Genomic DNA, 15,471 nt, shown 5'->3' on the forward strand with positions numbered 1-15,471 from the left:
CCCATTACCAACAGGCCCGCTCTGACACAGGCCGACCGGGCCTCTGCTATGACAGAACCATGTCCGCGCCGAGCGCCCTGAGCCCAAAGCCCGCCGAACAGCTGCGTCTGCCGCTGGAACGCCCCGTAGGCGACGCCTTCGTGGTCTCAGACAGCAACGCCGAGGCCGCGCGGGTGCTGGCGGCCTGGCCGGACGGCGTGGGTTCTGTCCTGGCGCTCTATGGACCGGCGGGAGCCGGCAAGAGCCGTTTGGCCGCCGACTGGGCCGAACGGGTCGGCGCCCTGCCCCTGCACGGCGTGGAAGCGGCTCTGATCGACCCCCTGGAGCTGGAAGGCCGCCCCGTCCTGCTGGATTCGGCCTCTGATGCGGATGATGAAAGCCTGTTTCATCTGATCAATCTGGCGAACCTCTCCGGCGGCGCCCTCCTGCTGGTGGATCGGGCGGCCCCGCGGCGATGGCGAGCAGCCCTGCCCGACCTGCGCTCGCGTCTGGATGCGGTGCGGGCCGTGGCCGTCGAGGCGCCGGATGACAAGGTGCTGTCGGCCATTCTTCGCGCCCGCTTCGCAGAGCGCAGCATCGCCCCCGCCGACGACGTCATCGACTATCTGGTGCGACGCCTAGACCGTTCGGCGGACATGGCCGTGCAGGTGGTGGATCGGCTGGACGCCCTGCATCGCCCGGTGACCCGCCCCCTGGCCCGCGAGGTTCTGGACCAGCTCGGCGACGCAGACGCCGCCTGAAGCGCCCCCTCCCTACGATCTTACCCGCCCCTGCAAATTTCCGGCTCGTCCGCTTGCGGCCGTCACAGTCGCGCGCGACAACCGGCGCATGACCGACGCTGCGATTCAAGACGACACCCGGGGCGAGGAAGTTCCAGCCTCCCGCGCGCCTCAGCTGGCCCTGAACGAAGATCTGATGATCTCGCCGTCGCGCTTCTTCAATCGCGAGATTTCCTGGCTGGCCTTCAACGAACGCGTGTTGGAAGAGGCGGCCAATCCGAACCATCCGCTGCTGGAGCGGCTGCGGTTCGTCTCGATCTCGGCGAACAATCTCGACGAGTTCTTCATGACGCGCGTCGCAGGCCTGAAGGGCCAGTTGCGCGAGCGACTCAGAATCCTGTCCGCGGACGGTCTGACCCCGGCCGAACAGCTGGAGCGCATCAATATCGCAGCGGGCCAGTTGATGGCCGAACAACAGGTCCGCTGGCGTCAGCTGAAGAAGGAATTGGCTGCGGCGGGGATCGAGGTGGTCGATCGCAACCGCCTGACCAAGACCGAAAGGGAGCGGCTGGAGCCCGAGTTCCTGAACCAGCTGTTCGCCGTTCTGACGCCTCTCGCCATTGATCCGGCTCACCCCTTCCCCTTCCTGCCCAACCTCGGCTTTTCCCTGGCGCTGAAGCTGAAGCGCAAGGGCGAGGCCAAGACCTTCTACGCCCTGGTGCCGGTGCCGACCCAAGTGCGCCGCTTCTGGGAATTGCCGACCGACGGTCGCTCGGCGCCGGGTCGCAAGCGGTTCATTACCCTCGAGAACGTGCTTCTGCTCTTCATCAACCACCTCTTCCCGGGCTGCGAGGTCTTGGAAAAGGGCCTGCTCCGTCTGATCCGCGACAGCGACATCGAGATCGAGGAAGAGGCCGAAGACCTGGTGCTGGAGTTCGAGGAGGCCTTGAAGCAGCGACGCCTCGGCTCGGTGGTGCGCGTCAAGATCGAGGCCTCGATGCCCGCCGATCTGCGCGACTTCATCATCGGCGAGTTGGAGGCGACGCCCCAGGACGTGGTGCTGGTGGACGGCATGCTGGGCCTGGCTCAGCTGTCGGACCTGATACCCGGCGGCCATCCCGACCTGAAGTTCAAAGGCTATGAGCCGCGCTATCCGGAACGGGTTCGCGACAACGGCGGCGACATCTTCGCGGCCGTGCGCGAAAAGGACATGCTGATCCACCACCCGTTCGAGAGCTTCGACGTGGTGGTGCAGTTCCTGCGTCAGGCGGCGCGTGACCCGAACGTCATCGCCATCAAACAGACCCTGTACCGCACCTCCAAGGACAGCCCCATCGTCGCCGCCCTGATCGAGGCGGCCGAGAACGGCAAGAACGTCACCGCCCTGGTCGAGCTGAAGGCCCGTTTCGACGAAGAAGCCAACCTGCGCTGGGCGCGAGCGATGGAGCGGGCCGGCGTCCACGTCGTGTTCGGCTTTGTCGAATACAAGACCCACGCCAAGCTGAGCGTCGTGGTGCGACGTGAAGGGGACGGCCTGCGAACCTATTGCCACTACGGCACCGGCAACTATCACCCGGTCACGGCCAAGGTTTACACCGACCTGTCCCTTTTCAGCTGTGATCCGGCTCTGGCGCGCGACGCCAGCCGGGTGTTCAACTACATCACCGGCTACGCCACCCCGGACGAGTTGGAGGCGTTGATCGTCTCCCCGCTCAACATGAAGGCCAAGCTGATCGAACTGATCGGCAAGGAGATGTCGGCCGCCGCCATGGGCAAGCCGGCGGCCATCTGGGTGAAGCTGAACGCCCTGGTCGATCCCGAGATCATCGACGCCCTGTACCGGGCCAGCCAATGGGGCGTGCGTATCGACCTGGTGGTGCGCGGCATCTGCTGTCTGCGTCCCGGGGTACCGGGCCTGTCGGAGAACATCCGGGTCAAGTCCATCGTCGGCCGCTTCCTGGAACACAGCCGGATCGTCTGTTTCGCCAACGGCAAGGATCTGCCGCACGACAAGGCCAAGGTCTTCATCTCGTCAGCCGACTGGATGACGCGGAACCTGAATCGACGGGTGGAGGTGATGACCCCCATCCTCAACGCCACCGTCCATGATCAGGTGCTGGATCAAATCATGGTCGCCAATCTGAAGGATGATGCGCAAAGCTGGGTCTTGGACGCCGACGGGCGCTATACGCGCGTTTCCCCCGCCGATCCGGAACGCCCCTTCTCCGCCCATGATTACTTCATGACCAATCCCAGCCTGTCGGGCCGCGGCCGCAAGGTGAAGACCTTGCCGGCCGTCCTCCGCTACGAGCGCCCCGGCCGTTGATGGGTGACATAGCCCCAGCCGGCCGCGACATCGCCGCCATCGACATCGGCTCCAACTCGGTTCGCCTGGTCCTGTACCATCTGGAAGGCCGCGCCGTTTGGACGGTCTTCAACGAAAAGGTCCTGGCGGGCCTTGGCCGCGACCTGCCCGTCACCGGCCGGCTGTCGCCCGAGGGCGTCGCCATGGCCCTGACGGCGCTTCGCCGTTTCGCCGCCGTTCTGGAAGGCGTGCGTCCGGACGCGACCCTGATCGCTGCCACAGCTGCGGTGCGAGAAGCCGAAGACGGGCCTGACTTCTGCCAGAGGGTGGCGGCGGAGACCGGGCTGAACATCCGCGTATTGAGCGGCGAGGAAGAGGCGAAGTACGCCGCCATGGGCGTGCTGGCGGGCGCTCCGACCGCCCAGGGCGTTTCGGCCGATATGGGGGGCTCCAGCCTGGAGCTGACTCAGTTGAAGGGTCTGAAGACGCTGAAATGGACTCGAGGACAGGGCCTGACCCTGCCGCTCGGACCCTTCGCCCTGGCCGAGGGAAGCGGTTTCGACGCTGAACGGATCAGGGGCCGCATCGACCAGAAGCTGAAGCCGGTCGCTTCACGGTTCCGAACGGACCGGCTCTACGCCGTCGGCGGCGCCTGGCGCACCCTGGCCCAGGTTCACATGGGGCTGAAGTCCTATCCGCTGAAGGTGGTGCATCAATATCGGATGTCGGCGGACGAGGCGTTGGAGACCGCGCGGCTGGTGTCCCGACAATCCGCGGTCAGCCTGGCCAAACTGCCCGGCGTCTCGAAAACCCGCGCAGAAACCCTGCCCTACGCCGGACTGGTGCTGGAGGGGCTGATCAATCATCTGGGCCTCAAACACATTGAAATGTCGGCCTGGGGCGTGCGTGAGGGCCTCCTGTTCGAAACCCTGGACAAGGCCACCCGGACGGCTGATCCTCTTCTTGCCGGCTGCGCGGCCCTGGGCGGTCGTCAGGGGGTGGCGCCCGCCCTGCCGGGCGCTCTGAAGGGATGGATCGCCGAGATCGTCGCAGCGCTTCCCTCCGTCTTCGGCGCCAAGCGCGACGACGTGCTGGTCGCCGCCGCCTGCCGTCTGGCGGACCTGGGCGCGCGGCTGCATCCTGATCACCGTTTGGAGTTGGTGTTCGACCAGGTGCTGCGCGCGCCCGTGGCGGGGATCAGCCACGATGAACGCGCCTTCCTGGCCAGCGCCCTCAACGCCCGATACGGCGGCGGTCCGGCCACGCCCCAGCCCGAGGTCGTTGATCGTCTGCTGGACGCCACAGCCGCCAGACGCGCCCGAGCCCTGGGGCTGGCCATCCGCCTGGCCTGCGATCTGTCCGGCCGCTCGCCGCAACTTCTCGCCAACGCCACGGCGCGTGTGAAGGGCGGAGAGCTTCGGCTGACGGCGACGGAAGGCTATGCCGACGTTCTGCTGGGCGAACAGACGCGCAAACGCGCCAAGGCTCTGGCCGAGGCGATGGACCTGGGCCTGAAGATCCAGACCTAGAGGATCGACGGCGCGTCGAGCCCCGGCCTCTAGCCTTCGATCTCGACCACCTCGACCCGGGCGCCGCTCAGCACCAGGGCGATCTCGCCCCGTTTCAGCTTCAGCGCGTCCTCGCCGAAGATCTGGCGCCGCCAGCCCTTCAGCGCATCCACGTCGGCGTCGTCCGTAACGGCGATCTTCTCCAGGTCGGAAACCGTGGCGATCAGCTTGGGCGCGACGCCGGCGTTGTCGCTCTTGGCCTTCAGCAGCACCTTAAGCAACTCGACCACCGACGGAGGCGCCGGCTGGCGATGGGCAGGGCGCTCCATCTCGGGCGCATGGGATTCCGGATCGGCCAGAACGCGTTTCAGCTCCTCGGCCAGTTCCAGCCCCAACCGCGATCCGCCGAACCCCTTGGGCACCGAACGCAGCCGGTTGAAGGCGTCGGGGTCGGTCGGCGCCTGTTGCGCGACCTCGTCGATGCCCTCGTCCTTGAGGATGCGGCCGCGCGGCTGGTCGCGCTCCTGGGCCGCCCGCTCGCGCCAGACGGCCACGGCCTTGAAGGCCGCCAGATATTTGGCTGAGAACTTCTTGGGCTTCAGCCGCTTCCAGGCGTTCTCGGGATTGGTGTCGTAAAGGGCCGGATCGACCAGGCTCTCCATCTCCGCCATCACCCAGTCCAGCCGACCTTCCTTCTTCAGCCGGTCGCGCAGCTTCGGATACAGGGCCGCCAAATGCGTCACGTCGCCCAGGGCGTAGACCAGCTGGCTGTCCGACAGGGGGCGTCGCGCCCAGTCGGTGAAGCGGCTGCCCTTGTCCAGTTCGACGCGCAGCATCTGCCGCACCAGGGAATCATAGGCGACCTGCTCGCCGAACCCGGCCGCCATGGCCGCCACCTGGGTGTCGAACATCGGCTTGGGCATGGCGCCCAGGCGCACGAAGATTTCGACGTCCTGTCGACAGGCGTGGAAGACCTTGATGATCTTCGGGTCGCGCAGCAGATCCAGGAAGGGCTCCAGGTCCAGGCCTTCCGCCATCGGATCGATGATGCCGGCGTGATCGGCGGACGCGGCCTGGATCAGGCACAGCCTGGGCCAGTAGGTCGTTTCCCGCATGAACTCGGTGTCGACCGTGATGAACGGGGCGGTGGCGAGGCGGGCGCAGAAATCGGCCAGCGCCTCATTGGTGGTGATCGGCGTCATTCCGATGCTATAGCCCCCCGCAACCCACCTGTGGCAAGAGCCGCGCTGCATTTCCGCCCCGATTCCAGGCCCGAGACCCATGAGCGACACCCAAAAACCTCTCGAAAACGGCCTGACCTACGCCGACGCCGGCGTGGACATCGACGCAGGCGAGATGTTGGTCGAACATATCAAGCCCCTGGCCAAGTCCACGGCGCGCCCCGGATCCGAGCCTTCGCTGGGCGGTTTCGGCGCCCTGTTCGATCTGAAGGCGGCCGGATTCGAGGATCCGCTGATCGTCACCACGACCGACGGCGTCGGCACCAAGCTAAAAATCGCCATCGAGACCGGGCGTCATGACGGCGTGGGCGTCGACCTGGTCGCCATGTGCGTCAACGACCTCCTGGCCCAGGGCGCCGAGCCCCTGCTGTTCCTCGACTATTACGCCACCGGCCGCCTGGAGATCGACGCCGCCCGCCGCGTGGTCGCCGGCATCGCCGAGGGCTGCCGCCAGGCGGGCTGCGCCCTGGTGGGCGGCGAGACGGCGGAAATGCCGGGCATGTACACCGAGGGCGACTATGACCTGGCCGGCTTCAGCCTGGGCGCGGTCGAGCGCGGCCATGCCCTGCCCTATCTGGACCGCCAGGCGGCCGGCGACATCATCATCGGCCTGGGCTCCACCGGTCCGCACTCGAACGGCTATTCGCTGGTTCGCAAGGTGGTCGAGAAGTCCGGCCTGGCCTGGGGCGACGACGCCCCCTTCGCCAAGGACCGCTCCCTGGCCCAGGCCCTGATGGAGCCGACCCGCATCTATGTGAAGCCGGTCCTGCCCCTGATGAAGGCGGGCCTGGTCAAGGGCGCGGCCCACATCACCGGCGGAGGCCTGATCGAAAACCCGCCGCGCTGCATCGCCGAGGGGCTGAAAGCCGCGTTCGACTGGGACGCCTGGCCCATGCCCCACGTCTTCCAGTGGCTGGCCGAGGCCGGCGGCATCAGCGACCACGAGATGCGCCGCACCTTCAACTGCGGCGTCGGCTTTATCCTGATCGTCTCGCCCGAGAACGCCGAGCCGGTGCTGGCCGCCCTGCTCAACGCGGGCGAGGTCGCCTTCGTCTGCGGACAGCTGGAAGCGGCCTGATCCTTCGACCCGCCGATTTCGAATGAAACAAGGGCAGGAGGCGGCGACGCCTCCGGCCCTTTTGCGTATCAGCGCGCCCCGCCGTTCGCCGTTTCGCTGTAGAAGCGCGACAGGTCGGCGTGGAGCTTCACCAGGGCCTCGTGGCTCAGGTACATCATGTGCCCGCCCTCATAGTAAGTGAACTCCAGGTTCGGCCTCAGGTTCGGCTCCAGCATCATCTGGGCCAGGTCGAACTCGGTCGAGAAGAAGGGCGTCGCGGCGTCGTAGTAACCGTTCAGCGACATCACCTTCAGATAGGGATTGCGCCGCATCGCCGTGGCCAGATCGACCGCCGTGTTCGGCGTCGTCTGCGGCCCGCCGACCGGCGGACGGTGGCTCCAGTTCCAGTTGAAGCCCGGCAGGCCCCGCGCCGACATCCGGTATTCGACGTCGGTCTTGTAGTTCAGCTCATTGGCCACATAGTCGCGGAAGACGCCGAAATAGGCCCCCGTCACGGCCGAGCTGGACGGATCGTCCTCGGGCTCGTCGCCGGAGGCGTCGTCGTCCAGGCCCAGATAGCGGGTGTCCAGCCGCCCGATGGTCTGGCGCCGGTCGCGCAGCAGCTCCTTGCGGAAACTGCTCAGCTCCACCCGCATATTGGCGTTGTCGATGAAGGTGGGCGACAGGCCGGTCAGTTCGCTCATCTGACGCACGATCTCGGCCCGTTCGGCGTCTGAGATCATATGCCCCTTGGCCAGGGCCGAGGCGTAGGGCCCGAGCGCGAAGTCGCGCGCCCGCTGAACCTGTTCCCCCACCGTCGCCGCCGGATGGGCCAGCTTGCGGTGATACCAGGCCGTCGCCGAATAGGTCGGCAGCAGGGTGACGAAATTCTGCGGATAGCCCGGCTGACGCACGCCGTAGTTCATGATCGAGGACAGCAGCACCACCCCGTTCAGGGACATGCCCCGGTCTTCCAGCTGGAAGGCCACGGCCCCGGTCCGCAGGGTGCCGTAGGACTCGCCGATGATGTATTTCGGGCTCGACCAGCGGCTGAACTTGGTCGTGTAGCGCATGATGGCGCGGGCGAAGGCGTCGGCGTCCTGGTCCACCCCCCAGAAGGTCGAACCGGACGTCTCGCCCAGAGGCCGCGAAAAGCCCGCCCCCACCATGTCGATGAAGACCAGATCCGTCTGGTCCAGCAGGGTCATGTCATTGGGCCCGAAGGCGAAGGGCGCCGGGCGCACCACGGTCGGCTCGTCGGTCTGGACCCGCATCGGCCCGAACGAGCCCATGTGCAGCCAGACCGTCGGCGAGCCCGGCCCGCCGTTGTACAGATAGGTCACAGGCCGCGTCCCGACGGGCTGACCGTCCAGCGTATAGGCGGTGTAGAACAGGCTGGCGGTCGGCATGCCCGCGTCGTCGCGGATCGTCAGCGTGCCCGCCGTCGCGTGATAGCGCAGGGTCTTGCCATGGGCGTTGACCGAATGGGCCGTCGTGACCTCGGTCTCCTCGACCGGCGCGCGCGCCCAGTCTTTCTCGATGGCCTCGGCGTTGGCGTTGCGGAATCGGTCGCTCGCCGAGCGCATCGCGCCGCCGCCGTTGCCGCTCGAACCGCTCTCCTGGGCGAAGGCCGCTACGGGCGCGCCCAGCATCGCGGCCATGGCCGCAAGGCAGATCAGTCTCTTCATGCGATAATCCCCTGTACGCGCCGGCCCTTAAGACCCCTCGTCGAACGGGCGGCGTTATACAGTAACGTCCGAACACGACGAACAACAAGAGCCGATCGTGTTTGAACCTTGCCAAGCGTCGCCCGCCCCGCCATGGGGGCGGCCATGTCGTCCCAAGCCGCTTCTCCCGTCCGTGTCGCCGTCCTGATCTCGGGAACCGGCTCCAATATGGCCGCCCTGATCGACGCAGGTCAGACTGCCGACAGCGGCTATGACGTCGCCTTGGTGATTTCGAACATCGAGGACGCCGGCGGCCTGGCCGTCGCTGCGGCCAAGGGGGTCCAGACCCTGTCCATCCCTCACAAGCCGTTCGGCAAGGACCGCGAGGCGCATGAGCGGGCGGTGGATGCAGCCCTGCGCGCGGCCGGCGTCGAGGTGGTCGCCCTGGCCGGCTATATGCGCATCCTGACCCCCTGGCTGGTGCGGGCTTGGGAGGGTCGGATGCTGAACATCCACCCCAGCCTCCTGCCCCTCTATCCGGGCCTGGACACCCACGCCCGCGCCCTCGCCGCCGGCGACGCCGAGGCCGGTTGCACCGTGCATCTGGTCACCGAGGGCGTGGATGAAGGCCCGGTCCTGGGCCAGGCCCGCGTGCGGATCATCGACGGCGACACGCCCGCCGCCCTGGCCGAACGGGTCAAGACGGCGGAGCACAGGCTGTATCCGCAGGTGCTGAGGAACTTCTGCCAGGGCCTGGTGCGGGACTGAAACCCTCTGCCTAAACCCGTCATCCTAGGCACGAGGCCTGGATGAGGGAGCCAAGGGTGTGCGGTCCCCTCCTCGACAGTTCTTCCGTCCCAAGATTACGAAAACTTCATGGGACACTACGCCAGACCGGCGCAAAGGTGCCGCCGATTCCAATCAGGACTGTCTCTCCATGCAACGTATCCGCCTGATGGCCGCCTGTTCGGCCTGTATCGTGGTCGCCCTGACCGGCGGCGCCTCGGCCCAGGACCACGCGCACGGCGCGCACGGCGCCCCCGCCCCCCTCGGCGCCGGTGCTTTCGGGGAATGGGGCTTCGACCTCGCCGGTCGCAACACGTCGGTGAAGCCGGGCGACAACTTCAACGAATACGCTAACGGAACCTATCTCCGCACCACCGAGATCCCGGCCGACAAGGCCCGGTTCGGCCCTTTCGACGTCCTCTATGAAAACGCCCAGGCCCAGCTGCGCGCGATCATCGAGGCCAGCGCCGCCAATCCGGTCAACGCCAACGCCCAGAAGGTCGGCGCCCTCTACGCCAGCTTCATGGACGAGGCCCGCGTCGAACAGCTGGGCGCGGCCCCCATGGCCGCCGACCTGGCCGCCGTGAAGGCTGTGACCGACCACGCCGCCATGGCCCGCCTGATGGGCGCCAGCCATTCGGGCTTCGGCGGCTCGCTGTTCGGCGTCGCGGTCTTCGAGGATCTGCAGAACCCGAACATCAACTCGGCCTATCTGGGTCAGGGCGGCCTGGGCCTGCCCGACCGCGACTATTATCTGAAGCCGGACTTCGCCGCCCAGCGCGAGGCCTATCTGGCCTATTTGACCCAGACCCTGACCGCCATCGGCTGGACCGAGCCGGCCAAGACCGCCGCCGACATCCTGGCCTTCGAGACCAAGGTCGCGGAGAAGCACTGGACCACGGTCGAGCGTCGCCAGATCGACAAGCTCTACAACCCCAGCAAGGTCGCCGACCTGGCCGCCCTGGCCCCCGGCTTCGACTGGGCCGCCTTCCTCGACGGCGCCCAGGTCGGAAACCTCGACACCCTGGTGCTGATGGAGAACACGGCCATCCCCGGCATCGCCCAGGTCTTCGCCGACACCCCGATCGAGACCCTGAAGGCGTGGGAGGCCACCCAGATCGTCGATCAGGCCAGCCCCTATCTATCCAAGGCCTTCGTCGACGCCCGCTTCGAATTCCGCGGCAAGACCCTGCGCGGCCAGCCCGAGAACCGGCCGCGCTGGAACCGGGGCGTAGCCCTGGTCGACGGTCAGCTGGGCGAGGTCCTGGCCCAGGAATATGTCCGTCTGCACTTCCCCGCCTCATCCAAGGCTCAGATGGAGACCCTGGTCGACAACATCCGCGCGGCCATGACCGAGCGGCTGAAGACCCTGGACTGGATGAGCGAGGCGACCCGCGAACAGGCCCTCTACAAGATGTCCAAGTTCGGGGTGAAGATCGGCTACCCCGACAAGTGGCGGTCTTATGACGGTCTCGAACTGACCCCCGGCGACCTGTACGGCAATGTCGAACGCTCCAGCGCTTTCGAGTGGGCGTATCAGCGCGGCAAGATCGGCAAGCCGGTCGATCCGCTGGAATGGGGCATGACGCCCCAGACGGTGAACGCCTATTACAACCCGCCGCGCAACGAGATCGTCTTCCCGGCCGCCATCCTGCAGGCGCCCTTCTTCGATCCGAACGCGGACCCGGCCGTCAACTACGGCGGCATCGGCGCCGTCATCGGCCATGAGATCACCCACGGCTTCGACGACCAGGGCCGCAAGTCCGACGGCGACGGCGTGCTGCGCGACTGGTGGACGCCGGAAGACGCCGCCCGCTTCGAGGCGCGCGCCAAGGTGCTGGGCGACATCTACAACTCGCTGGAGCCCATCCCCGGCGTCCACGTGAACGGCGACCTGACCATGGGCGAGAACATCGCCGATCTGGGCGGCCTGCTGCTGGCTCTGGACGCCTATCACAAGTCGCTGAACGGCCAGCCGGCGCCGGTGATCGACGGCCTGACCGGCGACCAGCGCGTCTTCCTGGGCTGGGCCCAGGTCTGGCGCGAGAAGTCGCGTGAGGCGGCCCTGAAGGAACAGCTGACCACCGACCCGCATTCGCCCGGTTCGGTCCGGGCCGCCACATCGCCGCGCAACATCGACGCTTGGTACGCCGCCTTCGGCGTCTCGCCCGACCAGAAGGAATATATCGCCCCCGAGGCCCGCGCCCGCATCTGGTAGGCGGTCCGCAGCCCAAACGGAAAAGGCCCGGAGCGTCGCTCCGGGCCTTTCTTTTTCAGCCGTTAGGCTGAGGTCTTACTTCGGCGTCGTCGCAGCGCCGGCGACAGCGCCGATGGCGGCGCCGGCGACAGTTGAGCCGGTGTTGCCGCCGACCACCTGACCGGCGACGGCGCCGCCCAGGGCGCCGGTGGCGGCACGTTGTTCCATGGTCTGGCCGCAAGCGGCCAGCAGGGCCACGGCGCCGATGACGGGGGTCAGTTTCAGGATGGTCTTCATGGGTCTGCTCCGAGAGGGGGACGATACGAGACTGACCCAACGAAAAGGCCCGCGTCCGGTTCCGGACGCGGGCCTCTGTCTCTTCGCGCTACGCTCGGGGCGCGGCCCCTCGCGACTTGAGCGCTTAGCCGACGATCTGGTCTTCGGTGAAGAACTGCTCGATTTCGATCTTGGCGTTGTCCAGGCTGTCCGAGCCGTGGACCGAGTTCTCGCCGATCGACAGGGCGAATTGCTTGCGGATCGTGCCTTCGGCGGCCTGTTCCGGGTTGGTGGCGCCCATGACTTCACGGTACTTGGCCACGGCGTTCTCGCCTTCCAGAACCTGGACGACGACCGGCTCGGCGGTCATCTGCTCGACCAGTTCGCCGTAGAAGGGACGCTCGGCGTGGACTTCGTAGAACTTCTTGGCCTGGTCGGTGGTCAGCTTGACGCGGCGCTGGGCCACGATGCGCAGGCCGGCGCCTTCGATCACGGCGTTGATCGCGCCGGTCAGGTTGCGGCGCGTGGCGTCGGGCTTGATGATCGAGAAGGTGCGTTCGGTCATGGAGAGTGACTTCTTGTTTGGGAGATTGAGTGTCGCGGGCTTATAGCGACGACCTCCCGAGTTTCCAACTGTCCCTTTTTTCATGTCTGACGGCCCCTCGCCCGGCGATAGGCGGCCTTCGGACGATTTCAGATTTCGACCGCCCACATGCTCCAGATCAACAACCTGACCCTGAACGCCTGGGGCCGCCAGTTTCTGGACGACGCCTCGGTCAGCCTGCCACCCGGCTCCAAGGTGGGTCTGGTCGGCCGAAACGGCATCGGCAAATCGACCCTGTTCAAGGTGATCCTGGGCGAACTGGCCGCCAACGGCGACGAGATCAGCCTGCCCAAGACCGCCCGCATCGCCTCGGTGGATCAGGAACACCCCGCCACCCCCGTCAGCGTGCTGGAGACCATCCTTGAGGCCGACGTCGAGCGCCACGAGCTGATGACGCGGCTGGAAACCGCCGATCCCGAGGAGATGGGCGAAATCTGGGGCCGGCTGATCGAGATCGATGCCGAGAGCGCCCCGGCGCGCGCCTCGGAAATCCTGGTCGGCCTGGGCTTCAGCCAGGAAGACATCCAACGGCCCATGTCGCACTTCTCGGGCGGTTGGCGGATGCGCGTGGCCCTGGCCGCCGCCCTGTTCGCCGAACCGGACATGCTGCTGCTGGACGAACCGACCAACTACCTCGATCTGGAAGGCGCCCTGTGGCTGGAGGCGCGGCTGAAGAAATACCCGCACACGGCCCTGATGATCTCGCACGACCGCGACCTGCTGAACTCGGTCTGCACCCACATCCTTCAGCTCTCGAACCGCAAGCTGGAGCTCTACACCGGCAACTACGACACCTTCGAGCGCACCCGAGCCGAAAAGCTGCGGCTGATGGAGGCCACCAAGTCCAAGCAGGACGCCGAGCGCGCCCACCTTCAGAAGTTCATCGACCGCTTCAAGGCCAAGGCGTCCAAGGCCACCCAGGCCCAGTCGCGCGTCAAGAAGCTGGAGAAGATGGAGCGGATCGAGCTGCCGCCCGAGGAGCGCGTCGCCCCCTTCGTCCTGCCCTCGCCGGAACGCCCCCTGCCCCCGCCCCTGATCCGACTGGAGAAGGCCAGCGTCGGCTATGAGCCGGGCAAGCCGATCCTCAAGAACCTGAACCTGCGGATGGACCTGGACGACCGCATCGGCCTCTTGGGCGTCAACGGCGCCGGCAAGTCCACCTTCGCCAAGCTGATCGCCAAGGCCCTGACCGTCGACGCCGGAGAATTCCACCGCGACGGCAAGATGCGGGTCGGCTGGTTCCACCAGCATCAGATCGAGGCGATGGACCCCGAGGACACGCCGTTGCAGATCATCCTGCGCGCCATGCCCGAAGCGTCCGAAAGCAGCCGGCGCAGCCGCCTGGCCCAGTTCGGCCTGCCCTATCAGAAGCAGGACACCAAGGTGGGGGCCCTGTCCGGGGGCGAGCGCGCGCGTCTTCTGCTGAACCTGGTGGCCATGGATGCGCCCCACATCCTGATCCTCGACGAACCGACCAACCACCTGGACATCGACAGCCGTCGCGCCCTGCTGGACGCCCTGAACCAGTACACGGGCGCCGTCATCCTGATCACCCACGATCGGTCGCTGATGGAGCTGGTCGCCGACCGGCTGTGGCTGGCCGCCGACGGTACGGTGAAGCCGTTCGAAGGCGACATGGACGACTACGCCAAGTTCGTCCTCGACCGCGCCAAACAAGCCGGGATGAAGCCCAGTCAGCTCAAGCCCGAGCCCGTGGCCGAAGCGGCGCCTGTCGCTGCGCCCAAGGCGGAGAAGAAGAAGTCAGGCCCCTCCCCCTCTACCCTACGCCATGCGGTGAAGAAGGCAGAAGAGGAGATGGCGCGCCTGACCGCCGACCTGGCCCGTATCGACACCGACCTCGCCGCTGCGGCAGCCGCCAATGACTCGAAAAAGCTGGAAAGCCTGGGCCGCGCCCGCGCCAAGACCCAGGCCGATCTGGACGCCGCTGAAACCGCCTGGATCGCGGCGGAAGAGGCGCTGGCCGAGGTGGCGTGATGATCAAGCCCGTTCAACTGTCCAAGGATCAGCGCGCGGCCGCCACGGCCAGGCTGCGCGCCTATTTCCGCGACGAGCTGGAGCAGGAGCTGGCTCAACTGCCGGCCGAGATGTTGCTGGACTTCATCGGCAAGGAAATCGGCGCGATCTTCTACAATCGCGGCGTTCAGGACGCCCAGCAGTTGGTCCAGCAGAAGGCGGAGGACGTGGTCGAGGCCCTGTATGGCCTGGAACGCTCAGTTTCGATCCGTTAGGCGTCAGCCCGGATCGCGCGCGTCCGGAGCCCAATATTCCAGCCGCTGATAGGCTTCGCCCAGGAAGACGGCGGCCAAGGGCGCCTCCAGCCCCGACAGGACCAGGGCGGATGCCACGTCCCTGGCGGCGCCGGACAGCAAGCCCGCAGCGGAGAGCCCGATCAGGACCAGCTTGGGCAGGCCGACCACGATCAGCCCGCCCAGCAGGGGCCAGAAACTGCCCTCGGCGACGCCCATGCTGTTCAGCGAGACCATATGCCCGCGCCCCAGGGTGGCCGGGGCGAACAAGGACAGCCGCACGGCCATCACTAGAACCCCATAGGCCACCAGCAGGGTCACGACCGCGAGCAGGACCAGCTTCCACACCGGACCGACCGCAACCCAGTTCCGCTGGTTGATCGCCTCAGCGTCCAGCCCCGCCATGCCGAACAGGGCCAGAAGCAGCAGGGCCGCGACCGAGAGGATCATGGCCATGAAGACCGCGCACAGCAGGGCGGCGCCCAGCAGCCGCAGTTCCGGCCATCCGAACTGAAGACCGGCAGGACCCAGTCCGCGTCGCCGCGCCTCTTCCAGATCCGCGCTGACCGCAATCCGCGTCAGGCCGCCCGCCAGGGCCAAGCCGGCGACGAGGCCGGCGATCTGGCCGACACCCCGCCCGATCATCGCCCACGAGGCTTCAACCGCATGGGCGCTCCACCCGGCGACGCTCCAAACGACGGCGCAGACCAGGATCGCGCCCCACGCGCTCCGCCAGGCCAGCGGCAGCTTTGCGAAGGCGGCCTTCAGGGTCTCGCCTAACGGCAATTGTCTGTGACGGTTCACGCGCACCCCCTCATCCCCGCCGCGACATAGCAGGGGATCA

General features: G+C 67.0%; 13 protein-coding genes. 8 read left to right on the forward strand and 5 right to left on the reverse strand.

The genetic code is table 11. The annotated features are described in order from the left end of the window. Nucleotides 1–59 precede the first annotated feature (59 nt). From AC1RKE_RS01590 to AC1RKE_RS01600, 3 genes are all read left to right on the forward strand, one after another. Nucleotides 60–740, forward strand: coding sequence for a P-loop NTPase family protein (locus tag AC1RKE_RS01590; RefSeq protein ID WP_348682939.1), 681 nt, complete (start codon nucleotides 60–62; stop codon nucleotides 738–740). Between the two features lie 88 nt (nucleotides 741–828). Beyond that, nucleotides 829–3,045, forward strand: coding sequence for an RNA degradosome polyphosphate kinase (locus AC1RKE_RS01595; RefSeq protein WP_348682938.1), 2,217 nt, complete (start codon nucleotides 829–831; stop codon nucleotides 3,043–3,045). Next, nucleotides 3,045–4,553: a Ppx/GppA phosphatase family protein gene (locus AC1RKE_RS01600; RefSeq protein WP_348682937.1), complete on the forward strand. Its 1,509-nt coding sequence runs from the start codon at nucleotides 3,045–3,047 to the stop codon at nucleotides 4,551–4,553. Before AC1RKE_RS01595 ends, AC1RKE_RS01600 begins: the two co-directional genes overlap by 1 nt. A 29-nt stretch (nucleotides 4,554–4,582) precedes the next feature. On the opposite strand, the gene rnd is transcribed toward AC1RKE_RS01600, so the two are convergent. Then, nucleotides 4,583–5,734 (reverse strand): ribonuclease D, encoded by a 1,152-nt coding sequence (gene rnd / locus AC1RKE_RS01605; RefSeq protein WP_054766133.1) that lies wholly within the window; start codon nucleotides 5,732–5,734, stop codon nucleotides 4,583–4,585. Between the two features lie 79 nt (nucleotides 5,735–5,813). On the opposite strand from rnd, the gene purM reads away from it, so the two are divergent. Next, a complete protein-coding gene (gene purM / locus AC1RKE_RS01610; RefSeq protein WP_348682936.1) occupies nucleotides 5,814–6,851 on the forward strand; it encodes a phosphoribosylformylglycinamidine cyclo-ligase in 1,038 nt (345 codons plus the stop codon). A gap of 68 nt (nucleotides 6,852–6,919) precedes the next feature. Here the strand turns inward: purM and AC1RKE_RS01615 are convergent, their stop codons facing one another. Further along, nucleotides 6,920–8,518, reverse strand: a complete 1,599-nt coding sequence (locus AC1RKE_RS01615; protein ID WP_348682935.1) for a S10 family peptidase — start codon at nucleotides 8,516–8,518, stop codon at nucleotides 6,920–6,922. Between the two features lie 144 nt (nucleotides 8,519–8,662). Here AC1RKE_RS01615 and purN point away from each other — a divergent pair, with 144 nt between their 5' ends. Next, the gene (gene purN, locus AC1RKE_RS01620) at nucleotides 8,663–9,265 is read left to right on the forward strand and encodes a phosphoribosylglycinamide formyltransferase (RefSeq protein WP_287103893.1); all 603 of its coding nucleotides are present in this window, start codon (nucleotides 8,663–8,665) and stop codon (nucleotides 9,263–9,265) included. A 169-nt stretch (nucleotides 9,266–9,434) separates the two neighbouring features. Continuing rightward, the gene (locus tag AC1RKE_RS01625; RefSeq protein WP_395941926.1) at nucleotides 9,435–11,501 is read left to right on the forward strand and encodes a M13 family metallopeptidase; all 2,067 of its coding nucleotides are present in this window, start codon (nucleotides 9,435–9,437) and stop codon (nucleotides 11,499–11,501) included. A 75-nt stretch (nucleotides 11,502–11,576) separates the two neighbouring features. On the opposite strand, the gene AC1RKE_RS01630 is transcribed toward AC1RKE_RS01625, so the two are convergent. Together AC1RKE_RS01630 and ndk are read right to left on the reverse strand one after the other, a co-directional pair. Further along, nucleotides 11,577–11,777, reverse strand: a complete 201-nt coding sequence (locus tag AC1RKE_RS01630) for a YMGG-like glycine zipper-containing protein (protein ID WP_054766136.1) — start codon at nucleotides 11,775–11,777, stop codon at nucleotides 11,577–11,579. A 124-nt stretch (nucleotides 11,778–11,901) separates the two neighbouring features. Further along, on the reverse strand, nucleotides 11,902–12,321 hold the full coding sequence (ndk, locus tag AC1RKE_RS01635; RefSeq protein WP_054766137.1) for a nucleoside-diphosphate kinase: 420 nt from the start codon (nucleotides 12,319–12,321) through the stop codon (nucleotides 11,902–11,904). Between the two features lie 147 nt (nucleotides 12,322–12,468). On the opposite strand from ndk, the gene AC1RKE_RS01640 reads away from it, so the two are divergent. Next, nucleotides 12,469–14,355 carry an ABC-F family ATP-binding cassette domain-containing protein gene (locus tag AC1RKE_RS01640; RefSeq protein WP_348682933.1) on the forward strand — a complete coding sequence of 629 codons (1,887 nt, stop codon included), beginning with the start codon at nucleotides 12,469–12,471 and terminating at the stop codon, nucleotides 14,353–14,355. Then, a complete protein-coding gene (locus AC1RKE_RS01645; protein ID WP_197273309.1) occupies nucleotides 14,355–14,609 on the forward strand; it encodes a DUF2164 domain-containing protein in 255 nt (84 codons plus the stop codon). The genes AC1RKE_RS01640 and AC1RKE_RS01645 overlap by 1 nt, the downstream gene beginning before the upstream one ends. A 3-nt stretch (nucleotides 14,610–14,612) precedes the next feature. On the opposite strand, the gene AC1RKE_RS01650 is transcribed toward AC1RKE_RS01645, so the two are convergent. Then, entirely contained in the window at nucleotides 14,613–15,431 is an 819-nt protein-coding gene (locus tag AC1RKE_RS01650; protein WP_348682932.1) for a hypothetical protein, read from the reverse strand. Between the last annotated feature and the right edge of the window lie 40 nt (nucleotides 15,432–15,471).

It is taken from the genome of Brevundimonas sp. GW822-FHT03E11, assembly GCF_058801445.1.